Genomic DNA, 23,003 nt, shown 5'->3' with positions numbered 1-23,003 from the left:
CGATCGAGCGGGCCTATGTCGACAAGGGATACCGCGGCCACGACGCACAAAATCCCCGTCGCGTCTTCATCTCCGGCCAGAAGCGCGGCGTTTTCGGTGTCATCAAGCGCGAGCTGCGCCGCCGCTCCGCCATCGAGCCCATCATCGGACACCTGAAGGCGGAAGGCCACCTCGGGCGCTGCTACCTCAAAGGCCGCGCCGGCGATGCCGCCAACGTCGTCCTCTCAGCCGTCGGACACAACTTCCGCCGCATCCTCGCCTGGCTGAGATATCTCTTGTGCCTGTTCCTGGCCCAGCTATGGCGCACGCTCGCCCGGCCAGCCTCGATCAATCCGGCTTCTTAACGGACGACGGGTTACGCCGCGCGGATTGCGCTTTGCGCATCCGCACAGCTAACCCACCCTACGGCAGCGCTACCTGCTCCCGTCCGGCCCCATCACGAGGTCCGGCAGCCAGGTTGAAATCCCCGGCACGAAGCACAGCAGCAGCACCGCGAGCATCATCAGCAGCACGAACGGCAGCGTGCCCCAGATCACCTCCCGCAGGGGAATATCCGGCGCGACGTTGCGGATGACGAAGATGTTGAGGCCGACGGGGGGATGGATCAGGCCCATCTCCATCACGATGGTCATGACCACGCCGAACCAGATGATGTCGAAATTGGCGGCGCGGAGCGGCGGCAGGATGATCGGCGCCGTCATCAGGATGATCGAGACCGGCGGCAGGAAGAAGCCGAGCACGACCACCATGACCAGGATCGCGAACAGCAGCTCCCAGCGCGGCAGGTGCATCGCGACGATGGATTCGGCGACCGATTGCGAGATGTGCAGATAGCTCATCACGTAGGAATAGAGCAGCGACATGCCGATGATCATCATCAGCATAGTCGATTCCCGGATCGTCGATTTCATGATGGGCGCAAGGTCGCTCGGCCGCCACACGCTGTAGATCGCAGCGATCAGCGCCAGCGCCAGGAGGCCGCCGAGGCCGGCGGTCTCCGACGGCGTGGCATAGCCGCCATAGAGGGCGATCATGACGCCGGTCAGCAGCAGCACGAAGGGAATGACGCGCGGCAGCACGCTGAAGCGTTCGGCGAGCGTGTACTCGTCGCGCTGCAGGATCGGAGCTTCCGGGCCGCCGTTCTTGTAGATTGCTTCAGCCGCCTTGTACTCCTGGCGGAAACGGATCACGGCATAGACACCGAACAGGGTCACCAGCAAGAGGCCGGGACCAATGCCGGCGAGGAAGAGCCGTCCCAGCGACTTTTCAGCGGCGACCGCGAACAGGATCATGGTGATGGACGGCGGCAGCAGGATGCCGAGCGTGCCGCCGGCGGCGATGATCCCTGCGGCAAAGCCGCCGGAATAGCCGCGCTTGCGCATCTCGGGGATGCCGGCCGAGCCGATCGCCGAGCATGTGGCGGGCGAAGAGCCCGCCATCGCCGCGAACAGCGCGCAGGCGAACACGTTGGCGACCCCTAAGCCGCCGGGGACGCGATGCAGCCAGGCATGCAGCGCCGAGTAGAGATCCTGGCCGGCGCGCGATTTGCCGATCGCCGCGCCCTTCAGGATGAAGAGCGGGATCGACAGCAGCGTGATCGAGGCCATTTCCTCGTAGACGTTCTGCGTCACCGTATCGAGCGAGGCCGTGGGCATGTAGATGCCCATGAACACGACCGCGACCGCGCCCAAGGCAAAAGCTATGGGCATGCCCGAGAACATGATGACCAGCGTCGCGATGCCGTAGGCCAGGCCGATGCCGAAAACGCTCATGGCCGCCGGCCTCCAGTAAAGGGCAGCGCAAGCTGCACGAGAATCTGGACGCAGAGCAGGCTCATGCCGAGCGCCATCAGCGAATAGGGAATGGCGAGCGGCGGCGACCACATCGAGTTCGAGACCTGACCATCGACATAGGCCTCGTGGGCCAGCGTCCAGGACTTCCAGGTGAAAAAGGCGCAGAACAGGAACGTAGCGGCGTCGACCAGCCAGAGCCGAACCCTGTTGGCGAGCGGCGACAGCAGGCCGACAAAGGCCTCGATGCCGATGTGACCGCGGCTCTGCTGCACATAGGCGGCGGTCATGAAGGTGGCGCCGACCAAGAGGAACACGGCGGCCTCGTCCTGCCAGTAATTGGCGGCCTTGAACAGCGCGCGGCTGAGCACGCTGTAGCTCAGGATGGCGCAGGCTGCGACCAGCGCGATCGCGGCGAACACGACGATGATGCTGTTGAGGACGGCGAGACCGCGATCGATCGCCGCCGCGGGGCCCGACCCTGCGGCTGCGCTCGTCTGGTCGTCACGATCCGGAAGCGGACCGTGGCTCATGCCGCAACGTCGGTGGCAAGCTTGAGCAGGTTGGCCGAGGTTGCGGTCTTGGCGCCGTAATCCTTCCAGGCGGTGTCACGAGCGATGTCGCGCCACTTGCCGACGGTCGCGGCATCGAGCACCGAGACCTTGGCGCCGGCCTTCTCGTAGACCTTGGCGACCTCGACATCGTCGTCCTGCGCGCCCTTGCGGCCGAAGGCTTCGAGCTCCTGACCCACGGTGAGCAGGACGTCCTGCTGGTTCTTCGGCAGCTTGTCGAAGATCGCCTTCGACATCATCAAGGGCTCGAGCATGAACCAGTAGGAGGCGCCTGCGCCGGATGTCAGGCACTTTGCCACCTCTTCGAGGCGGAACGAGATCAGGCTGGTGGAGGAGGTGATGCCGGCATCGCAGGCGCCGGTCTGCATCGCCGCGTAGATTTCGTTCGACGGCACCGACAGCACCGAGGCGCCGGCGGTCTGCAGCACCATGTCCATCTCGCGCGAGCCGCCGCGCACCTTCATGCCCTTGGCATCCTCGGGCGCGACGATCGGCTTGGAGCGGCTGGCGACGCCGCCGGCCTGCCAGACCCAGGTGAGCAGGATGATGCCCTTGTCGGCGAGGAAGTCGGTCAGCGCCTTGCCGACCGGCTCCTTCTTCCAGCGCAGGCCCTGGTCGTAGGTGGTGACGAGGCCGGGCATCAGGCCGATATTGGTCTCGGGCAGCTCGCCGCCGGCGTAGGGCATCGGATAGAGCGAGATGTCGAGCGCGCCCTTGCGCATCGCGGAGAACTGCGCGTTGGTCTTGATCAGCGAGGAGTTCGGATAGATCTCGGCGGCGATGTCGCCATTGCTGCGTTTGCTGACTTCAGCGGCGAACATGCGGCAGAGACGGTCGCGGAAATCGCCCTTGTCGATGGTGCCTCCAGGGAATTGATGCGAGATCTTCAGCGTGGTGGCGGCATGCGCGGTCCCGGTACCGAAGCGCAAGATGGCGGGTGCAGCGACGGCGGTCGCGATCAGATGGCGGCGCGTAATCATGGTGTGATCCCCTTGAACGTTTCTGTTCTTGTTGGTGTGATTTGGGTCGGGTCTCTTCAGACCGGCGTTCGGGCCCATCCTAGCCGGTCTTAGAGGCGATGTTCTCTCATCTGATAGTTCGAGACCGAATGCCGCGGCAAGTGCCGGTCGTGCTGCGCTGCACACTTGCCGTCCCGCTGCTCCGGATGAAGGCCCGATACCGCAGATGCGATTGCGGCGAATGCGCGGCCCGGAGAAATTTATCGGCGCAGCCGTAACAACTCCGGCGGTCGATCCGTCGAGATCAATTAGCGGCGTTCGTCGCTGACAAACACCATCTCGAAGGGAAGATGATCCATGACCATTCGTACCCGTATCGCTCGGCGTCTCGGCTGCCGTCCTCTCGCTTGGCCTCGCGCTGTCGCCGGCCGCTTTTGCCCAGGACAAGATGGGCAAGGATGACGGCATGATGAAAAAGGACACGATGTCCAAGGACGGCATGAAGAAGGATGCCATGTCCAAGGACGACGCCATGAAGAAGGATCACATGTCGAAGGACGGGATGAAGAAAGACGACGGGATGATGAAGAAGAACTGATCTTCGCCATCGTCGCGGCGTTTGCGTCAGGCGGACGCGCGCGCCCGAAAGTTCGGGGCGGTCACGCGGACCGCCCCGAAAAGTGATGTCTCAGTTCAAATTCAAATGAACGTGAGCCGCGAAGCTTACTTGCGCTTGGCCTTGCGGGCTGCGTAGCGCGCGTCGCGCTTCGCCTTCTGCTCGGCCTCGAGTTCAGCCTGTCTGGCGACCGCTTCCTCGGCCTCGCGGGCGACGCGCGCGGCTTCCGCCGCTGCGGCTTCCTCCGCGATACGCTTCTGCTCGGCCTTTTCGGCCTCGCGCGCAGCCTTTGCCTCGGAGCGCTTGGCCGCGAGAGCCTCGCGTTCAGCACGGCGCGCGGCAACCGCCGGATCGTCGGGGCCCGGCTGCGACTTGAATTTGTTCAAAAGATTTTTGCGTGCTTCCTGCGCGGCCTTTTGCCGGTCGGAAAAGCCTGGTTCCCTGAATCCACTCATCGACGAGCCTTGTCTTCCTCGCTTTCAATCCTACATCACTGCCTGTTGGTACGTCGGCTGGGCATAGCAGGCGCAACGCGACGCACAAGCGTGTACATCGGCGCGCGTCGCGAAGCCACCCATAATCGCAGCCGATCAGGTAGACGAAAAATCGCTCCCCCGACGATCTCTCGTAGCCCCGAAAAACTGCCGAATTGTGATGTCCCTCATAGTGGGCGTCCTGACGCAACGCCTAGCGTCCGCCCCAATTCGAGACGGAGCACGGGCATGACCATCTTTCGGCTGAGCCTCAAGGCGCTCGCGCTCATCCTCGTGGTGGCGGTGCTGGCGGGTGCCGCACTGCTGTTTGCCCGTCCGCAACCGATCGAGAACACCGTCCTGGGCGCCGACTGGGAGTGCAGCCAGACCGCCTTCGTGCTCACGACCTGCGCACCGCGGGCCCGCGAGGCAATCCCGGCTGTCGAAACCTCGCGCAAGGATGCGATCCGCCAGACCCGGGGCTGAGCCGGAAAGTCCGGCCGGGATGTGACGCCACGTCGCAGAGGTGATAAAGCCGGCTCACCCCGTGCGATCAGGTTGTCATGTCGAGCCCTGCGTCCAAGCCCGAACCGGGCGAGAAGTCCAAATCTCCGCCAAGGCCTCAACCCACAAGGCCTCAACCCGGCGACAACCGCCGCGGCGCCATTGCCGGCCTGATCATCGCGCTTCTGATCCTCGGAATCGGCTGGTGGCTCGCCCGCGATCTCACCTCGGCCAGCAAGATGCAGGATTGCCTGATGTCGGGGCGGAGCAATTGCAACGTCATCGAACCGGCGCGTTAGCGGCGCTCGACACGACCCGCCGCGGCCCCTGGGCCGAAAAATTGCCGTGATCTTAACCATTTGTAACGGGACTTGGCCGATCACTTGGCCGATCAAGCAGGTCAGTCATGTCAGCCGGCATCACCCCGGCGCGAGGCGAATCGTCTATCGCGCGCGGGACCACGGCAAGCGAGAGAGTAGGGGGTCAAGCACGCATGAGTGCGTCCAGCCGCAAGACAATCATCATTCCCTTGGTTTCGGCCATGTCGTTGCTCGCACTCTCGGCGCAGGCGCAGGAAGCCAGGCCGCCCAGGGACGCGGGCCCGCCACCGACCGGGCAGGGCGCCGGCGCGCCGCCCCAGACCAATCAGAACATGCGCAAGGGTCCGCCGCCGCAGCAGGCCGCCCGGCCCGCGCAGCAGCCCGGCGGCCAGCCTCAGGCTGGTGGCCCCGGTCCCGGCCCGCACCATGCCGGCGGCCCGCCGCCCGGCCGCAACTACGCGCGTGGCCCCGCGCCGGAGCGCGACTGGGGCGGACACGCCTATCGCGGCAATCGCGCCTGGGATGGCGGGCGCTGGCGCCACGAGGTCCGCAACGGCCGCTCCGGCTGGTGGTGGGACGTCGGCGGCGTCTGGTATTATTATCCGCAGCGGATGGCCGGTCCGCCCGCCTACATCTCGGATGACTATTACGACGACGTGCCGGTGGCCTATGCCCCGGCGCCGCCGCCGGTCGCTTACGAGCCGCCGCCTCCGCCGCCGCCGGCCGATCCCGGCGCAAGCGCGCTGGGCGGTGCCATTGTCGGCGGCGTGCTCGGCGGCCTGATCTCGGGTAACGCCACGGGTGCAGCCGCAGGCGCGGTGATCGGCGGCGCCACCGGCGCGATCGCCGGCGCCACGGCAGCCTCGCGCCCCGGCTACTACGTGGCCCAGGGCAATTGCTACTACCGTTATCCGAACGGCCAGTATGTGCAGGCCGATCCGCGCGCGTGCTACTGAGCTTTTGCGCAGGATCTGAAACCGAAGAGGCGGGCGAAAGGCCCGCCTCTTTTGTTTTCGTGCCGGTCGATCCAGTTGCGCGCGGACGAGGGCTGACCGCCTGCCGTGTCAGGACACCAGCCAATTGAAGAATGCCATCGCGCCCCAGACCAGGCCTGCGATCCAGGCCAGCGTCACGAGACCGATCGTCGCAAGGCACGCGATGCCGAACAGGTCGGACCTCTGTCGTTGTGTCGGAACCCTGGCTTCGGCGGTTGCTTCCTGTGTCATGACGGGAGACCTCCCACGCCGTCTCGCGCTCCCTTGGCACGCTCCCTTGGCAGCGCTGAAGTGCTGTTTAGCGCGAGAGGCCGTGCGCAGGCTGTGAGGCAATTCACAGATCGGAATGAAGCCGCCTCCGTTTACCGGCGCCGGAGAGCGTCTGAAACCGCGAGTGCAACTTCTCTGGTACCACAATCAAAGCGTGTTTGAATCGCTCATAACAACGTCGGTCCTCCGCAATCATACGGACGAAATTGCCACGCACTTGTCCAGATCGAGCGGCTAAAATCGGACTCATGTGCAACAAGTACGACCCGCAGCACGAAGCCGAGGCCGCAATGAAGCGCGCCGCAGCGGCCGAAGGCGCCGACCGGCAACGACTGATCGAGCTCGCCATCGCCTGGCATCAGCTTGCCCGCGAGCGGCGCGACGATGAGCCGACGGAGTAGCGATCTCATTTCGTGATCGGCAATCTCGCGCTCGTGTTCGCCCCGTGCGCGTGACCGAGGAAGCGCGCGCGATCAGCGCTACGACAATTCCATATTAACAATTGCGCAGCGCTGATTTTCGCGGTCGCGATTCGTGCTTTGCGAACGAAGCGGAGTCGGATCGTGAACAAACGAAACGTCGCCGAAGGGGCTCTGTGTTGTCACGCAGCTTCCGACTTCGGGACCGCGTCGGCATTGACCGAAAGCTTGACGACATCGCCCTCGATCGCGCCGATATATTTCGTGTCGATGTAGTGGTGATGGTCCTTGTGGCCCTCCGGGCTGTCCTTGCGCGTCAGCTTGATCCGATTGCCCTCGAGGCGGTCGACGGTGCCGACATGCACACCGTCCTTGCCGATGATTTTCATGTGTTCCCTGATTTTCGGCATGATGTCCTCCTTTCGCAGTCTCAACGATGCAGACGGCTGTTCGTTGCTCCGCGCAGCGCGCCGCAGTTTGGACCCCAAAGGCGCGCCGGACGTTGAAGGAGAGTTGCAGCCGACAAGCGTCATATGGAGACCATCAAGGCCTATCTGGAGCGCAAGCACAGGGAGATCGGGCTGCTGAACGGCTGCCTGAGCAGCCCGCGGCACGTGCCGTGCCCGCGCACGGTGGACGAGGTCATCAGGACCAAATTCCAGCTGACCGCCGCGCTGCGCGCCGAACATGCGCTGCAGGACTGGAAGGCGACGGAGACCTCCTGGTCGGCCACGGCGTCTCCGACCAGCGGTCCGTTCACCTTCAGCTACGACTATCAGCGTGCGGATCTGAAGGTGAACGGTCCCTCGTTCTACGAACGCGAGCCCGGCTGCAGCAGCGAGACGATCTATACCGCCTCCGGCATGGCCGCGATCTCGGCGCTGCTGTTTGCCGCCACCCGGATCGTCGCTGGCGCTGACATCCTGGTCCTGCCGGGCTCCTACGGCGAGACGCTGGAGCTGATCGAGCGCTTCGTCCCGGATTTGCGGCTCGTCACGTTAAGCTTGCCGCTATCCTTGGCTGGCGCCGGCGCGCCGCGAATACTCCTGCTGGATTCCTGCGTCTCGGCCGGCGCGTTCGAAGCAGCGCTACGCTGCGATGGTTCTGGTCTCGATCTCCTGATCTTCGACACGACATGCTTTGCCGGCCGGTCGGGTCGCATCCGGCGTGTCTTGCGCTGGGCAAGGCGAAGCGGAATCCCCGTGGTGATGGTGCGAAGCCACACCAAGCTGGATTCGCTCGGGGCGGAATACGGCCGGCTCGGCTCCGCGGTATTCGTCCGCTGGAGCGAGGAGGGCGCGCCGACGAATGGCGCAATGCCCGAACGCCTCGCGGCGGAGACGCGCGATGCCGTCCGCCTTCTCGGCGGCGCGGCGCTGCCGGCACATTTCCCTCCGTTTGTTGGCACGGCGGATTATTGGGCCTTAACGAAGCGGCGCGTCGCAGCCATCTTGCGCAATGGCCGCCATGCGGCCCGACTTTTCTCGCGTGAGCTTGCCTCGCTCGCGGCCGAGCTCCACTTCACCCACGGCCTCTACGTTACGCTCCGCAGCAGGCGCCCCCTGGATGAGGCCAGCGCGCGGCAAGCCGCAGACGCGATGAGCCGAGATCTCGGCCGGGATGGCTTCCCGATCCGCCACGCCGGCAGCTTCGGTTTCGATTTCGCCGCGACCGAATGGTTTCACAATGCGACCACGGATGAATACAGCGTCCGGGTGGCGGTGCCGGATCTGCCGACCGAACTGTGGAATGATCTGGCGGCGGCGGTCGCCGAGTGGTGGCGGACGCACGAGCAGGCGGGTGGGGACAGATGAATGCGCGGCTAGGTCAATAGCCGCGGGCCGTGCGCCTGGATCAATCGATCGCCAGGCATTCTTCCGGGTGAGGCTTCTGGTGGTCGCGACGCGCCCACGCCTGAACGGCAAAGGCGAGCTGATGCTGACTGGCCGCCGCGTCCGTGATGGAAGCCCGCGCCGTTTCGATGCGTTTTGCAATCATGCCTGAATTGACGTCCACGCCAGCGTCGATTGCCAGAAACGCCATAGCGATCACGGCAACCGCAGATGCGATAGCCATTCTCGTCCATTCAGTTGGCGGCATCGGAGTCCTTTTCGGGCGCACGTCGCCCGACGCGTAGATAGGGGTCGTCTGTTCAGTTGAAAGGTCTGGGCGAGGGTACCCACGCGTTCGTGAAGGTGTCGCTGCGATGAAGCTCGCGCCCTGCCTGCTTTACGAGCAGCGTGACGTCAGCGGGTGGCTGCTCAGGGTCTCGTCATCGCGCTGCTGTCGCTCACTCTCGGCGGTCTTTGCCACCGTGATGGGATGGCAGACGACGGCGGCGGCGGCTGTTTTCGCTTCAGCTCACGGCGAGACCGGGCAGGGCTTGGGATGGTGCCCGAGCGCCTGCGCTTTCCAGTACGCCGCGCTGCACTGAACCGCCTTGAAGTCTTGCTTCAAAAGGTAGTAGTCGGCGCCGAATTTGATCAGACCTGCGATCATCGCGAATCCTGCAAGGTACAGCAGCGCGTACCCCCAATGGCCGACGCTTCCCCGCTCGATACTCGCTTCACGCATTCCCATGCCACAGTCTGATTCCGAGCAGGCGTCTAGCACGGCAACTGCTGGCCAAGCAACCGCGCGGCCAAATGTCTTTGATTGCCAACGGTATTTCGGTGGCGATCCCGGCAGGACTCGAACCTGCAACCCGCGGAGTAGAAATCCGCTACTCTATCCAGTTGAGCTACGGGACCGTCTTGAGCCACCCGGTTTGGGCGGCTGGCCGTTCATCTAGCATGCCAATATGAAAAATTGGGTGTTTCGCCAAGTCTGAACCGAACCGTTTTCCTCAATGCCGCGACAAAGCGGAACGGTGGGGTGTCAGGGTGCCGGGTTGAGCGGCAGCGGACTGGACGATGGATCACATCGCCGGGAACGCTGAACAGCTTCCGGGACACGGCCGCCGGTCGACTGGCTAGGTGTTGCTGCGCCATCAGGACGGCGTGCGCGGCGGTATCTGGACTGGTCTCCTCTGGGCCTGCCTTGTCATGGCGAATGCGACGTTTTGCACCTCTGGTTCCATCGCCTTGAGTCCGTCACCTTTCCGCGCATTTCTTGCGACAAGCGGCGTTTGTCCGCGATTTCCGGGAGTCCATCCATGATCGGTCTTGTTCGCGCCGTCACAATCTGCGCCGCGCTGGCGCTCGGCCTTTCGGCAGCACAGGCCGCCGACAAGGCGTTCAAACGCGACGATCTAGCCGATTCCGCCATCAAGCTGGAGGCGCAGATCAAGAGCGAGGCGGGCCCGGTCGCCAAGACCAACGCGACGCTGCGCACGGATGCCGACGCCGCCTTCAAGCGCAACGATTATCGCACTGGCCTGTCGGTGCTCGGGCAGATCGCAGCCACCACGCCTGACGATGCCGGCAACTGGCTGCGGCTCGCCAAGGTGATCTTCCAGATCTGGCCGAAGAACTCGAGCGAGCAGACCTTCCTGCTGGAGCGCGCCTCGACCGCGGCCTATGTCGCTTATCAGCGGGCCGGCAATCCGGGCGAGGAGGCCGACGCGCTCGCCGTGCTCGGCAAGTCGCTGGCCGAACGCAAGCTGTGGCGGCCGGCGCTGGATTCGCTGCGGCTGTCGCTCGACCTGCGCGAGGTCGCCGATGTCCGCGGCCAATATGAGAAGCTGCGCGATGAGCACGGCTTCCGGCTGCTCGACTACACCGTGGACTCGGACTCGGCGAGCCCGCGCGCCTGCTTCCAGTTTTCGGAGGAGCTCGCCAAGCGCACCGACTTCGCGCCGTTCCTGGCCCTCGCAGGGCAGGACAAGCCGGCGCTGTCGGCCGAGGGCAAGCAGCTGTGCGTCGACGGTCTGAAGCACGGCGAACGCTACAACATCAACCTGCGCGCCGGCCTTCCGTCCACGGTGAAGGAGGGGCTGCCGAAATCGGCGGAATTCAACATCTATGTGCGCGACCGCAAGCCCTTCGTACGCTTCACCAGCCGGGCCTATGTGCTGCCCCGGACCGGCCAGCGCGGCATTCCCGTGGTCAGCGTCAACACGCCCGCGGTCAACATCAACGTCTTCCGGATCGGCGACCGCAACCTGATCAACACGGTGGTCGACAGCGATTTCCAGAAGACGCTGACCAAATATCAGCTCAGCGATCTCGGCGACGAGCGCGGCGTCAAGGTCTGGTCGGGCGAGCTGTCGACCGCGATGACGCTGAACCAGGACGTCACCACGGCATTCCCGGTCGACCAGGCTCTCGGCGAGCTCCAGCCCGGCGTCTACGTCATGACCGCCGCGGCCAAGGGTCCGGGCTCGGACGACGAGTACCAGCTCGCCACGCAATGGTTCATCGTCTCCGACCTCGGCGTGTCGGCCTATTCCGGCAATGACGGCATCCACGTCTTCGTCAATTCGCTAGCCTCGACCGATCCGGTCGGCAAGGCCGAGGTGCGGCTGGTTGCCCGCAACAACGAGATCCTGGCGACGCGCAGGACCGACGAGTCCGGTCACGTGCTGTTCGAGGCGGGCCTTGCGCGTGGCGAGGGCGGCCTGTCGCCGGCGATGCTCACGGTGATGGGCGAGAAGGCCGACTATGCCTTCCTGAGCCTGAAGACCTCGGCCTTCGATCTCTCCGACCGCGGCGTTTCGGGGCGCGCCGTGCCCGCCGGCGCCGATGCGTTCGTCTATGCCGAGCGCGGCGTCTATCGCTCCAGCGAAACCGTCTTCCTCACTGCGCTCTTGCGCGACGGGCAGGGCAATGCCGTGACCGGTGGTCCCATGACGCTGGTGGTCGAGCGCCCTGACGGCGTCGAATACCGCCGTGCGGTGCTGCCCGACCAGGGCGCCGGCGGCCGCACGCTGTCCGTGCCGCTCAACTCGGCTGTGTCGACCGGCACCTGGCGCGTGCGCGCCTTCACCGATCCGAAGGGTGCTTCGGTCGGCGAAACCACCTTCATGGTCGAAGACTATGTTCCGGATCGGATCGAATTCGACTTGTCCGCCAAGGACAAGCTGATCAAAGCTAACGCTCCAGTGGAGCTTAAGGCGGACGGCCATTTCCTTTATGGTGCGCCGGCCTCGGGCCTCGCGCTCGAAGGCGACATGCTGGTCGCGCCTGCGGCTGAGCGGCCCGGCTTTGCCGGCTACCAGTTCGGCGTCGCCGACGAGGAGACCACCTCGAACGAGCGCACTCCGCTGGAGAACCTTCCCGAGGCGGACGCCAATGGCGTTGCGACCTTCCCGGTGACGCTCGACAAGCAGCCCGCCTCGACGCGTCCGCAGGAGGCGCAGATCTTCGTCCGCATGGTCGAGACCGGCGGCCGCGCCGTCGAGCGCAAGATCGTGCTGCCGGTCGCGCCCACTGCTGCGCAGATCGGCATCAAGCCGCTGTTCGGTGACAAGAATGTCGCCGAGGGCGACAAGGCCGAGTTCGACGTCGTGTTCGTCTCGCCCGAGGGCCAGAGGCTGCGCCGCGACGGCCTGCGCTACGAGCTCCTGAAGATGGAGTCGCGCTACCAGTGGTATCGCCAGAACAATTACTGGGAGTACGAGCCGGTCAAGTCGACCTCGCGCGTCGCCGACGGCGATGTGACCATCGCCGCCGACAAGCCGGCGCGCATCTCGCTGTCGCCCCAGCCCGGCCGTTACCGGCTGGATGTGAAGTCGAACGATGCCGATGGGCCGGTGACCTCGGTGCAGTTCGACGTCGGCTGGTACTCTGACGGCAGCGCCGACACGCCGGACCTCTTGGAGACCTCGATCGACAAGCCGCAATACGCCTCCGGCGACACCATGACGGTGTCGGTCAACGTCCGCAGCGCCGGCAAGCTCACCATCAACGTGCTCGGTGATCGCCTGCTGACGACGCAGACCATCGACGTCAAGGAAGGCACCGCTCAGGTGAAGCTCCCGGTCGGCAAGGACTGGGGCACCGGCGCCTATGTGGTGGCGACGCTGCGCCGTCCGCTCGATGCCGCTGCCCAGCGAATGCCGGGCAGGGCGATCGGCCTGAAATGGTTCGGCATCGACAAGCAGACCCGCACGCTTGCCGTGAAGCTGGCGCCGCCTTCGCTGATCCGGCCCAACGCGATGCTGAAGATCCCGGTCAAGCTCGACGGGCTCAATCCGGGCGAGGACGCCAAGATCGTCATCGCTGCGGTCGATGTCGGCATCCTCAACCTCACCAATTACAAGCCGCCGGCGCCGGATGATTACTACCTCGGCCAGCGCCGCCTGAGCGCGGAGATCCGCGATCTCTACGGCCAGCTCATCGACGGCATGTCGGGCACGCGCGGCCAGATCAAGTCCGGCGGTGACGCAGGCGCAGCCGAGCTGCAGGGCTCGCCGCCCTCGCAAAAGCCGCTGGCGCTCTATTCGGGCATCGTGACGGTTGGTTCCGACGGCACCGCGGAGGTGAGCTTCGACATTCCGGAGTTCGCCGGCACCGCGCGCGTCATGGCGGTGGCGTGGACCGCCACAAAACTCGGCCGCGGCAATACCGACGTCGTGATCCGCGACCCCGTGGTGCTGACCACGACGCTGCCGCGCTTCCTGCTCAATGGCGACCACGGCACGGTCAATCTCGAGATCGACAATGTCGAGGGCCAGGCCGGCGACTACGTCATCAACGTCAAGACCGGCGGGCCGGTGAAGATGACCGGCAATCCCGCCGCCACGGTCAAGCTCGCCGCCAAGCAGCGCAATTCGTTCTCGCTCGCGCTCGATGCGACCGCGGCGGGGCAGGCGACGCTCGACGTCGACATCAAGGGACCGAATGGCCTCGCGCTGGCGCGGCACTATGCGTTCGACGTCAAGGCGGCAACGCAGGTGCTGGCGCGGCGCTCGATCCGCACCCTGGCGAAAGGCGAGAGCCTGACGCTGACCTCGGACATGTTCTCCGACCTCGTGCCGGGCACCGGCAGCGTCTCGGTCTCGGCCAGCCTGTCGACCGCGCTCGATGCGGCGACGATCCTGAAGGCGCTCGACCGCTATCCCTATGGCTGCTCGGAGCAGATCACGAGCCGGGCCATGCCGCTGCTCTATGTCAACGAGCTCGCGGCCGGCGCGCATCTCGCCATGGACACCGAGGTCGACCAGCGCATCCGCGACGCCATCGAGCGGCTCCTGGCCCGTCAAGGCTCGAACGGCTCGTTCGGCCTGTGGTCGGCGGGCGGCGACGATGCCTGGCTCGATGCCTATGTGACGGACTTCCTCACCCGCGCCCGCGAGAAGGGCTTTGCGGTGCCGGATGTGCTGTTCAAGAACGCGCTCGATCGTATCCGCAACTCCGTCGTCAACGGCAACGAGCCGGAGAAGGACGGCGGCCGCGATCTCGCCTACGGCCTCTATGTGCTCGCTCGCAACGGCGCAGCGCCTATCGGCGATCTCCGCTATCTCGCGGACACCAAGCTGAACAACCTCGCGACCCCGATCGCGAAGTCGCAGCTTGCCGCGGCGCTGGCCCTGGTCGGCGACCGTAACCGCGCCGAACGCGTCTATGGCGCGGCGCTCGACAGCCTCGCGCCAAAACCGGTGCTGGAATTCGGGCGCACCGACTATGGCTCGCAGCTGCGCGATGCCGCAGCGCTGGTCTCGCTTGCCAGCGAAGGCAACGCGCCGAGGGCGACGCTGACGCAGGCGGTGTCGCGGGTCGAGACCGCGCGCGGGCTGACGCCCTACACCTCTACGCAGGAGAATGCGTGGCTGGTGCTGGCGGCGCGGGCGCTCGCCAAGGAGAACCTCTCGATCGAGGTCGACGGCCAGCCGGTCAAGACCGCGCTCTACCGCAGCTACAAGGCGGACACGCTGAGCGGCAAGCCGCTGAAGATCACCAACACCGGCGATGCGCCGGTGCAGGCGGTGGTCTCGGTGTCGGGCTCGCCGGTGACGCCCGAGCCGGCCGCGTCGAACGGCTTCAAGATCGAGCGCAGCTACTACACGCTCGACGGCAAGCCCGCCGACATCAGCAAGGTCAAGCAGAACCAGCGCTTCGCGGTGGTGCTGAAGATCACCGAGGCGAAGCCCGAGTACGGCCACATCATGGTGTCCGACTATCTGCCGGCGGGCCTCGAGATCGACAATCCGAAGCTGGTCTCGTCCGGCGACAGCGGCACGCTGGACTGGATCGAGGACGGCGAGGAGCCTGAAGACACCGAGTTCCGCGACGATCGCTTCACCGCGGCCGTTGACCGGGCCTCGGACTCCAAGTCGGTCTTCACCGTCGCCTATGTCGTGCGCGCGGTCTCGCCCGGCAAATACGTGCTGCCGCAGGCCTATGTCGAGGACATGTACAATCCCTCGCGCTATGGGCGGACGGGCACGGGGACTGTCGAGGTGCGGGCGGCGAAGTGAGTGAAATGATGGCTGAGGCTGACAGCAAGACTCGTCATTCCGGGGCGGTGCGCAGCACCGAACCCGGAATCTCGAGGTTCCGGGTCTGGTCCTTCGGACCATCCCGGAACGACGGCGGAGCGAGGGGTGGCCGCCTGCGCCTCCTCTCCGCCCTCGCGCTCACATTCATCCTCGCCATCACCGGCTTCGTTGCCTGGGTCTACTCCCTCGGTCCGCTCCCACTCGACGAGGTGCGGCAGGTCTCCACCACCATCGTCGATCGCAACGGCAAGCTGCTGCGCGCCTATGCGATGGCGGACGGGCGCTGGCGGCTGCCGGTCGATGCCAAGACCAATGTCGATCCGACCTATCTGAAACTGCTGTTCGCCTATGAGGACCAGCGCTTCTACGCGCACAACGGCATCGATCCGCTGGCGCTGGGCCGCGCCGCCTTGCAGCTTGGAACGCGCGGCCACATCGTCTCGGGCGGCTCGACCATCACGATGCAGCTTGCCCGTCTGATGGAGCCGCGGCGGCAGCGCTCGCTCTACGCAAAGCTGCGGCAGATGGTGCGCGCGATCGAGATCGAGCGCAGCATGAGCAAGGAGCAGATCCTCGATCTCTATCTGGCGCTCGCGCCCTATGGCGGCAATCTCGAAGGCATTCGCGCTGCCTCGATCGCCTATCTCGGCAAGGAGCCGAAGCGGCTGTCGCTAGCCGAGGCCGCATTGCTGGTCGCGCTGCCGCAGTCGCCGGAGACGCGCCGGCTCGACCGCTATCCCGAGGCGGCGCGCAAGGCGCGCGATCGCGTGCTCGACCGCATGGTCGAGGAGCATGTGGTCAGCGCAGACGACGCCAGGCAGGCCAAGGCCGTACCTGTGCCGGCACTGCGCAAGCCGATGCCGATCCTGGCGCCGCACGCCTCCGACACGGCACTGTCGACGGTCAAGGACACCCCGATCATCAAGCTGACGCTGGATGCGAACTTGCAGAAGGTGCTGGAGCCGTTGGCGCGCGACCGTGCCATTGCGCTTGGACCCAACATCTCGGTCGGCATCATCGTGGTCGACAATGAGAGCGGCGACGTGCTCGCGCGCGTCGGCTCGGCGGATTATTTCGACGAGACCCGGGCAGGGCAGGTCGACATGACCCGCGCCATCCGCTCGCCGGGCTCGACGCTGAAACCCTTCATCTACGGGCTCGCCTTCGAGGACGGTTTTGTCCATCCCGACAGCCTGATCGACGACCGTCCGGTTCGCTTCGGCTCCTACGCGCCGGAAAATTTCGACCTGACCTTCCAGGGCACGGTGCCGGTGAGGAAGGCGCTGCAATTGTCGTTGAACGTGCCGGCCATCGTGCTGCTCGACCGCGTCGGCTCGAGCCGGCTGGCCTCGCGGCTGCGGCAAGCCGGCGGCAATCTGATCCTGCCCAAGGACGAGACGCCCGGGCTTGCCATGGGCCTCGGCGGCGTCGGCGTAACGCTGCAGGATCTCGCGCAGCTCTATGCCGGCTTCGCCCGGCTCGGAACCACCAAGCCGCTGCGCGAGATCATCGCGACCAAGGACGACCGCGAGCCGTTGCGGCTGCTGGATCAGGTCGCGGCCTGGCAGGTCGGCAACGTGCTGCTCGGCACGCCGCCGCCGGAGAACGCGGCCCACAACCGCATCGCGTTCAAGACCGGCACATCCTACGGCTATCGCGACGCCTGGTCGGTCGGCTTCGACGGCCGCATGACCATCGGCGTCTGGGTCGGCCGGCCCGACGGCGCGCCGGTTCCGGGCCTGATCGGACGTGTCGCCGCGGCACCCATCCTGTTCGACGCCTTTGCCCGGAGCGGCAAGACACAGGCACCCTTGCCGAAGCCGCCGAAGGGAACCCTGGTCGCCAGCAACGCAAAGTTGCCGTTGCCGCTCAAGCGGTTCCGCCCGGTCGGAGAGCTGGTGCGGACCGGCGGCGAGCAGGCGCTGCACATCCAGTTCCCGTTGAACGGCTCGCGGATCGACGTCGATCGCTCGGGCGGGCCCGAGAGCGCGGCCATGCCCGTAAAAGTCGCCGGCGGGGTTCTGCCGATGACCGTGATGGTTAACGGAACCGCGCGCGGCGAGATCGACGGCCGCCGCCAGCGTCTGATCGATCCGCCCGGCCCGGGCTTTGCACGGCTTACCGTGATCGATGCCACGGGCGCCGCGGACACAGTTGTCATTCGAATTCAATGACCCTGCCTTAAGCGGTTGTGGCGATGGCGGTTTCAGCGTAAGCGGAACCAATGGCCGAGACCTACCCAAGCCCCCGTTTTGGAGCGCCCCGTGAGCCGAAATCGCCCGTGAATCCGGGCAGCCGGCTCGTGTCCATGTTCGATATCGCCACGGCCAGTCACGCCCGCGCGGTCGCCTTTCTGGTGCTGTGCGCGCTGCTGCTGTTCCTGCCGGGCTTCTTCACCATCCCGCCCGTCGATCGCGACGAGGCGCGCTTCGCCCAGGCCACCAAGCAGATGGTCGAGAGCGGCGACTATGTCGACATCCGCTTCCAGGAGGACGTCCGCTACAAGAAGCCGGTCGGCATCTACTGGTTGCAATCGGCCGCCGTCGAAATCGCATCGGCGCTCAAGCTGCCGAAGGCCGAATTGCGGATCTGGGTCTACCGGCTGCCGTCGCTGATAGGCGCGATCGGCACCGTGCTGATGACCTACTGGGCTGCGCTCGCTTTCGTCACGCGGCGCGCTGCCGTGCTCGCGGCGCTCCTGATGTGCGCCTCCGTGCTGCTCGGCGTCGAGGCACGGCTCGCCAAGACCGATGCGATGCTGCTGTTCTGCGTCACGGCAGCGATGGGCGCGATGGCGCGGGCCTACCTGTCCTGGCAGCGCGCCGAGGACGAGACCCATCCGCCCTGGAGCTGGCCCGCGGTGTTCTGGACCGCGCTCGCGGTCGGAATCCTGATCAAGGGCCCGCTGATCCTGATGTTCGCCGGCCTCACCATCGTCGCGCTCGCGATCCTGGATCGCGATGCCTCCTGGCTGTGGAAGCTGCGCCCGGTCTGGGGCCTGATGTGGATGCTGGTGCTGGTGCTGCCCTGGTTCGTCGCGATCTTCTGGCGCGCGGGCGATGCCTTCTTCGCCGATTCCGTCGGCGGCGACATGCTCAGCAAGATCGGCGCCCAGGAATCCCACGGTGCGCCGCCCGGCATGTACCTGGCCCTGTTCTGGATCACGTTCTGGCCCGGTGCGCCGCTGGCGGCAATGGCGGCGCCTGCGGTGTGGCGGGCGCGGCGCGAGCCCGGCGCGCAATTCCTGCTGGCCTGGTTGATCCCGTCCTGGATCGTGTTCGAGGCGGTGCTGACCAAGCTGCCGCATTACGTGCTGCCGCTGTATCCGGCGATCGCGATCCTCACGGTCGGGGCGCTGGAGCGGCGCGTGCTGTCGCGGTCCTGGCTGATGCGCGGCTCGGCCTGGTGGTTCGCGATCCCCGCGGCGGCCTCGATCATCGCGGTGGTCGGCGCGGTCATGTTGACCCGGCAGCCGGCCTTCGTGGCCTGGCCGTTCATCGCGGCTTCGCTGATCTTCGGCCTGTTCGCCTGGTGGCTGTTCGACACCAATCGCGCCGAACGCTCGGTGCTGAACGCGCTGGTCGCGGCCCTGATGCTGGCGGTCGTGGTCTGGGGCATCGTGCTGCCGTCGCTGACCCCGCTGTTTCCGAGCATCGAGATCGCGCGGGCGCTTCGCAATGTCACCTGTGTCGGGCCGAAGGCGGCCGCCGCCGGCTATCACGAGCCGAGCCTCGTGTTCCTCACCGGCACGCAGACACTGCTGACCGACGGCTCGGGCGCGGCGGACTTCCTGCGGCAGGGCAGCTGCCGTTTCGCACTGATCGAGCAGCGTTCCGAGCGCAGCTTCGTGCAGCGCGCCGAGGCGATCGGGCTGCGCTACAAGGTCGGCGCCCGCATCGACGGCTACAATTTCTCGCAAGGCCGCGCGATCTCGATCTCGATCTTCCGGTCGGAAGGCACCGAGTAAGATGTCGGCCCCGACAAATATCGCACCTCGCCCGGGCTATCCCGCGCAACTACTCACGGTGTCGGGACGTGCGCTGGCACAACTCGTGCGCTCGCCGTCGCATTCGCGCCGCGCCGAGGCCGCACGCAAGCTGGCACGGCACTCGCTGTGGCTCAGCATGGCGGGCGCGGCCCTGGTCATCGCGCTGATGCTGGCGTTCGACTTGACCGAGATCCAGTTGATGCCGGTGCGCGGCACGCCAAGCCTGTGGCCGATCCGCATCCTCACCGATTTCGGCAAGGACGAGTACGTGCTTTCGGCGCTGGGCGTCGCGCTCGTGGTCGTGGCGCTCGTCGCGGCGGGGCTTCACGGCACTCGCCGCACATTGCTGCTGGGTTTGGGTACGCGGCTCCAGTTTTTGTTTCTGTCCGTTACCGTCTCCGTGTTCGTCGGCGAGATCCTGAAATATCTCATCGGCCGCGGACGTCCGTTCGTCGGCGGCAAGGCCGATCCGTTCAATTTCATCCCGTTCGAGGGGACGGGAGCCTACGCCAGCCTGCCGTCGGGGCATGCGATCACGGCGTTCGCGCTGGCGTTTGCGGTCTCCGCACTCTGGCCGCGGCTGCGGATGTTCATGTTCACTTACGCGATTGTGATCCTGCTGACACGGCTCGTGCTGCTCGCGCATCACCCGAGTGACGTCACGGCCGGTGCCTTGGTGGGCATCGTCGGCGCCATGAGCGTGCGCTACTGGTTTGCGGCGCGCCGGCTCGCCTTTGCCATCCGTGCCGACGGCACCATCGTGCCGCTTCCGGGGCCGGCCACAGGGCGCCTCAAAAGGGTTGCCCGCGGGGCATCCGCCCCATAAAAGCGGCTGCCTGCCGGGGCCGCCGGTTCCCCGAGTGGCAGGCCAATTCCAACCACGAGTCTCGATTTGTCGACGTTCCAGCCATCGGTTTCCATCGTCGTTCCCGTGCGCAACGAAGCCGACAACATCGCGCCCCTGATCGAGGAGATCACGACGGCGCTCGACGGCCGCTGGGATTATGAGATCATCTACGTCAATGACGGCTCGACGGATGCGACCGGCGAGCGGCTCAAGGCCATCATGGCGCAGCGGAGCAATCTGCGTCAGCTCCGCCACAGCAGATCGGGCGGCCAGTCGGCTGCGGTGCGCAGCGGCGTGCGCGCCGCGCGCGGGGTGATCGTGGCAACCCTCGACGGCGACGGCCAGAACAATCCGGCCTTCCTGCCGGACCTGATCGCTGCAGTTGAGAAAGGGGCGGGGCGGGTCGGCCTCGCTGCGGGGCAACGCGTCGGGCGCAAGGATACCGGCTTCAAGAAATTCCAGTCGCGCGTGGCCAACAGGGTCCGCAACGCGATCCTCCAGGACGGCACGCGCGACACCGGCTGCGGACTGAAGGCGTTCCGCCGCGAGGTGTTCCTGATGATGCCTTATTTCGATGGGCTACATCGCTTTCTGCCGGCGCTGGTGCGCCGCGAGGGCTACGACATCGCCTATGTCGACGTGGTCGACCGTCCGCGCCGTTCCGGCGTGTCCAACTACGGTTTCTTTGACCGGCTCTGGATCGGCATCATGGATCTCGCCGGCGTGTGGTGGCTGATCCGCCGCAAGAAGCCGACACCAGATGTGACTGAGGTGAACGCATGATCATTCAATACGGTCAGGCGCTGAGCAACTATCTCTACGACGTCTTCGTCGCCAAGTTCGACTTCTGGCTCGCGTTCGGTCTCGTCGCTCAGCTGTTCTTCACTGCGCGCTTTCTGGTGCAGTGGATCGCGAGCGAGCGCGCCGGCAACAGCGTGGTGCCGATGGCGTTCTGGTTCTGCTCGATGGGCGGTGGGCTGATGACGCTGGTCTATGGCGTCGTCAAGCGCGAGCCCGTGATCATCCTCGGCCAGTCGCTCGCGACCATCATCTACATCCGCAACATCATGCTGATCGTCAAGAACCGCGGCCGCGCCTCGAAGACGCTGGAGCGCTGAGCGCGGATGCTAGCGCGGCAGCACCGATGCCGCGCCTGAGGCGGGCAGGGTAGCGTTCTCCGCCTCGGTCCTGCGATAGGGCTCGCCGGCGGCATCCAGCACGGGATAGGCGACCGAGCAGATATGGGAGTGAATGCGCCGCAGATCGCGCAGCACGTCGAGATGCAGCGAGGTGGTCTCGATGGTCTCGGGCCGCCCCTCGCGCAGGCGGTCGAGATGGCGCTCGACGGCGGCGAGCTCGGTGTTCTTCAGCGTGGTCTTCTCCACCAGCAGCTTGCGCGCTTCGTTGGCGTCTCCCGACATGAACACGCCGAAGGCGATCCGCAGCGATTCCATGGTGCGCTTGTGGAAGGCGGCGAGCTCCTCGGCGCCCTCGGCCGAGAACTGGAGGCGGCGCTTGATCTTCTTGGTCGCGAGCTCGCTCAGGCTCTTGTCGATGATGTCGCCGATATGCTCGAGGTTGATGGCGAAGGAGACGATCTCCATCGCGCGCCGCCCCTCGCTCTCGTCGAGGCTGCCCCGCATCAGCTTGGTCACGTAGAGCTTGATGGCCTCGTCGAGGCCGTCGACGGCATTGTCCATCTTCGAGACCTGGTCGACCAGCGCGCGGTCGCCCGTCATCATCGCGGCCATCACCTTGCGCAGCATGATTTCGACGAGGTCGCCCATGCGCAGCACTTCGCGGGCGGCGTCGGTCAGCGCCAGTGACGGCGTCTCGAGCGCACTCTCGTCGAGATAGCGCGGCCGGGCCGGGTCGGTCTCCTGCACGCGATCGGGCAGCAGCCGCGTCAGCAGGCGCGACATGGTGTCGAGCAGCCCGATGAAGACGATGGCGGTGCCGGCGTTGAAGGCGATGTGGAAGGCCGCCGTCATCTTCGCCAGATCCGGTTGCCAGGCATGCAGGTGCGCGGCGATCACGCCCAGGAACGGCAGGACGAGCGCTATCCCGACCACGCGGTTGATGAGATTGCCGACCGGCAGGCGATAGCTCGCGGGATCGTCGCGCCGGGCGCCTTCGAACACGGGATTGATGGCGCTGCCGAGATTGGCGCCCAGCACCAGAGCCAGCGCGGCATAAGGCGTGATGAACTGCGAATAGGCCAGCGACATGATCAGCAGCACGCTGGCGACGCTCGAATGCACCGCCCAGGTGACGAGCGCGGCGATGACGATGCAGAGCACGGGATCGCCCGTGATTGCCGACATCACGACGCGCATGCCGGGTGCGTTCTCCGCCGGCGCCAGCGTGTCGAGCAGGATGTGCAGTGACAGCAGCATCAGGCCGAGGCCGATGCAGACGCGGCCGATGTCCTTGATCCGGGAGCGCGGGCCCGAGCGGAAGGCGACAAGGCCGAGCACGAACAGGACGGGCGCGACAGCGGCGATGTTGAACGACAGCACCTGCACGATCAGCGTCGTGCCGACATTGGCCCCCAGCATGATGGCGAGCGCGGCGGCAAGGCTGACGAGGCCTTCGGCCGCGAACGAAGAGGTGATCAGGGCGGTCGCCGTGCTGCTCTGGAGCAGCGCGGTGAGCCCGAGGCCGGCCGCAAATGCGCTGATGCGGTTGCCCAGCGCCTTGCCGAGCAGCCGCCGCAGGTCGGGACCGAACGCGCGCAAAATCCCGCTGTGGACCATGTGCAGTCCCCACAGCAACAGCGCCACGCCGCCCATCAGATCGAGCAGAACCAACGTACCCATGCTCCGTGTCCGGATTGGAGTCGATTGGTGAGGCTAGCGCCAAACGTCTGC

20 protein-coding genes, 1 tRNA gene and 1 pseudogene are annotated in these 23,003 nt (G+C 65.9%); 12 read left to right on the top strand and 10 right to left on the bottom strand.

Annotated elements, in window-relative coordinates; translation table 11 throughout:
- A partial coding sequence (locus IQ16_RS41730; protein ID WP_488226085.1) for a transposase occupies window positions 1-344 on the top strand: 344 nt, incomplete at its 5' end.
- A 69-nt stretch (window positions 345-413) separates the two neighbouring features.
- On the opposite strand, the gene IQ16_RS41725 is transcribed toward IQ16_RS41730, so the two are convergent.
- From IQ16_RS41725 to IQ16_RS41715, 3 genes are read right to left on the bottom strand one after another with little or no spacing between them, the layout of a single operon-like run.
- A complete protein-coding gene (locus IQ16_RS41725; protein ID WP_018641828.1) occupies window positions 414-1,772 on the bottom strand; it encodes a TRAP transporter large permease in 1,359 nt (452 codons plus the stop codon).
- Window positions 1,769-2,323, bottom strand: a complete 555-nt coding sequence (locus tag IQ16_RS41720) for a TRAP transporter small permease (protein ID WP_018641829.1) — start codon at window positions 2,321-2,323, stop codon at window positions 1,769-1,771. Before IQ16_RS41720 ends, IQ16_RS41725 begins: the two co-directional genes overlap by 4 nt.
- Complete coding sequence (locus tag IQ16_RS41715) at window positions 2,320-3,342, bottom strand: TRAP transporter substrate-binding protein (protein WP_026311817.1); 1,023 nt, start codon at window positions 3,340-3,342, stop codon at window positions 2,320-2,322. The genes IQ16_RS41720 and IQ16_RS41715 overlap by 4 nt, the downstream gene beginning before the upstream one ends.
- A 336-nt stretch (window positions 3,343-3,678) precedes the next feature.
- On the opposite strand from IQ16_RS41715, the pseudogene IQ16_RS41710 reads away from it, so the two are divergent.
- Window positions 3,679-3,919 (top strand): annotated as a pseudogene (locus IQ16_RS41710) (pentapeptide MXKDX repeat protein).
- A 125-nt stretch (window positions 3,920-4,044) separates the two neighbouring features.
- On the opposite strand, the gene IQ16_RS41705 reads toward IQ16_RS41710, so the two are convergent.
- Complete coding sequence (locus IQ16_RS41705; protein WP_018641832.1) at window positions 4,045-4,392, bottom strand: DUF6481 family protein; 348 nt, start codon at window positions 4,390-4,392, stop codon at window positions 4,045-4,047.
- A gap of 267 nt (window positions 4,393-4,659) precedes the next feature.
- Here IQ16_RS41705 and IQ16_RS41700 point away from each other — a divergent pair, with 267 nt between their 5' ends.
- The 3 genes from IQ16_RS41700 to IQ16_RS41690 all read left to right on the top strand — a co-directional run bounded on the left by IQ16_RS41700 (window position 4,660) and on the right by IQ16_RS41690 (window position 6,190).
- Complete coding sequence (locus IQ16_RS41700) at window positions 4,660-4,896, top strand: hypothetical protein (RefSeq protein WP_018641833.1); 237 nt, start codon at window positions 4,660-4,662, stop codon at window positions 4,894-4,896.
- Between the two features lie 77 nt (window positions 4,897-4,973).
- On the top strand, window positions 4,974-5,213 hold the full coding sequence (locus tag IQ16_RS41695) for a hypothetical protein (RefSeq protein ID WP_018641834.1): 240 nt from the start codon (window positions 4,974-4,976) through the stop codon (window positions 5,211-5,213).
- A gap of 194 nt (window positions 5,214-5,407) precedes the next feature.
- Window positions 5,408-6,190 (top strand): hypothetical protein, encoded by a 783-nt coding sequence (locus IQ16_RS41690; RefSeq protein WP_018641835.1) that lies wholly within the window; start codon window positions 5,408-5,410, stop codon window positions 6,188-6,190.
- 108 nt (window positions 6,191-6,298) lie between these two features.
- On the opposite strand, the gene IQ16_RS46160 is transcribed toward IQ16_RS41690, so the two are convergent.
- A complete protein-coding gene (locus tag IQ16_RS46160; RefSeq protein WP_018641836.1) occupies window positions 6,299-6,460 on the bottom strand; it encodes a hypothetical protein in 162 nt (53 codons plus the stop codon).
- Between the two features lie 640 nt (window positions 6,461-7,100).
- On the bottom strand, window positions 7,101-7,328 hold the full coding sequence (locus tag IQ16_RS41685) for a DUF2171 domain-containing protein (protein WP_018641838.1): 228 nt from the start codon (window positions 7,326-7,328) through the stop codon (window positions 7,101-7,103).
- Between the two features lie 123 nt (window positions 7,329-7,451).
- Between IQ16_RS41685 and IQ16_RS41680 the strand changes: the two genes are divergently transcribed.
- Window positions 7,452-8,732 carry a hypothetical protein gene (locus IQ16_RS41680; protein ID WP_018641839.1) on the top strand — a complete coding sequence of 427 codons (1,281 nt, stop codon included), beginning with the start codon at window positions 7,452-7,454 and terminating at the stop codon, window positions 8,730-8,732.
- A gap of 40 nt (window positions 8,733-8,772) precedes the next feature.
- On the opposite strand, the gene IQ16_RS41675 is transcribed toward IQ16_RS41680, so the two are convergent.
- The 3 genes from IQ16_RS41675 to IQ16_RS41665 all read right to left on the bottom strand — a co-directional run bounded on the left by IQ16_RS41675 (window position 8,773) and on the right by IQ16_RS41665 (window position 9,668).
- Entirely contained in the window at window positions 8,773-8,994 is a 222-nt protein-coding gene (locus tag IQ16_RS41675) for a hypothetical protein (protein ID WP_026311818.1), read from the bottom strand.
- Between the two features lie 285 nt (window positions 8,995-9,279).
- Window positions 9,280-9,492 carry a hypothetical protein gene (locus IQ16_RS41670; protein WP_145832194.1) on the bottom strand — a complete coding sequence of 71 codons (213 nt, stop codon included), beginning with the start codon at window positions 9,490-9,492 and terminating at the stop codon, window positions 9,280-9,282.
- A gap of 99 nt (window positions 9,493-9,591) precedes the next feature.
- A tRNA-Arg gene (locus tag IQ16_RS41665) sits at window positions 9,592-9,668 on the bottom strand.
- A 404-nt stretch (window positions 9,669-10,072) separates the two neighbouring features.
- Here IQ16_RS41665 and IQ16_RS41660 point away from each other — a divergent pair.
- From IQ16_RS41660 to IQ16_RS41635, 6 genes are all read left to right on the top strand, one after another.
- Window positions 10,073-15,277, top strand: coding sequence for an alpha-2-macroglobulin family protein (locus IQ16_RS41660; protein WP_018641844.1), 5,205 nt, complete (start codon window positions 10,073-10,075; stop codon window positions 15,275-15,277).
- 5 nt (window positions 15,278-15,282) lie between these two features.
- The gene (pbpC, locus tag IQ16_RS41655; RefSeq protein WP_018641846.1) at window positions 15,283-17,472 is read left to right on the top strand and encodes a penicillin-binding protein 1C; all 2,190 of its coding nucleotides are present in this window, start codon (window positions 15,283-15,285) and stop codon (window positions 17,470-17,472) included.
- 50 nt (window positions 17,473-17,522) lie between these two features.
- Window positions 17,523-19,265 (top strand): ArnT family glycosyltransferase, encoded by a 1,743-nt coding sequence (locus tag IQ16_RS41650; RefSeq protein ID WP_018641847.1) that lies wholly within the window; start codon window positions 17,523-17,525, stop codon window positions 19,263-19,265.
- Between the two features lies 1 nt (window position 19,266).
- Window positions 19,267-20,112 (top strand): phosphatase PAP2 family protein, encoded by an 846-nt coding sequence (locus tag IQ16_RS41645; RefSeq protein WP_018641848.1) that lies wholly within the window; start codon window positions 19,267-19,269, stop codon window positions 20,110-20,112.
- A 66-nt stretch (window positions 20,113-20,178) separates the two neighbouring features.
- Window positions 20,179-20,916 carry a glycosyltransferase family 2 protein gene (locus IQ16_RS41640; protein ID WP_018641849.1) on the top strand — a complete coding sequence of 246 codons (738 nt, stop codon included), beginning with the start codon at window positions 20,179-20,181 and terminating at the stop codon, window positions 20,914-20,916.
- Window positions 20,913-21,251: a lipid-A-disaccharide synthase N-terminal domain-containing protein gene (locus IQ16_RS41635; RefSeq protein WP_018641850.1), complete on the top strand. Its 339-nt coding sequence runs from the start codon at window positions 20,913-20,915 to the stop codon at window positions 21,249-21,251. Before IQ16_RS41640 ends, IQ16_RS41635 begins: the two co-directional genes overlap by 4 nt.
- Before the next feature lie 9 nt (window positions 21,252-21,260).
- On the opposite strand, the gene IQ16_RS41630 is transcribed toward IQ16_RS41635, so the two are convergent.
- Entirely contained in the window at window positions 21,261-22,952 is a 1,692-nt protein-coding gene (locus IQ16_RS41630; RefSeq protein WP_018641851.1) for a Na/Pi cotransporter family protein, read from the bottom strand.
- Window positions 22,953-23,003: the final 51 nt, after the last annotated feature.

It is taken from the genome of Bradyrhizobium huanghuaihaiense (genome assembly GCF_007830635.1).
GTDB lineage: Bacteria > Pseudomonadota > Alphaproteobacteria > Rhizobiales > Xanthobacteraceae > Bradyrhizobium > Bradyrhizobium huanghuaihaiense.
The sequence above is the reverse complement of the archived record's forward strand: the minus strand, read 5'-3'. Positions and strand labels throughout refer to the sequence as shown.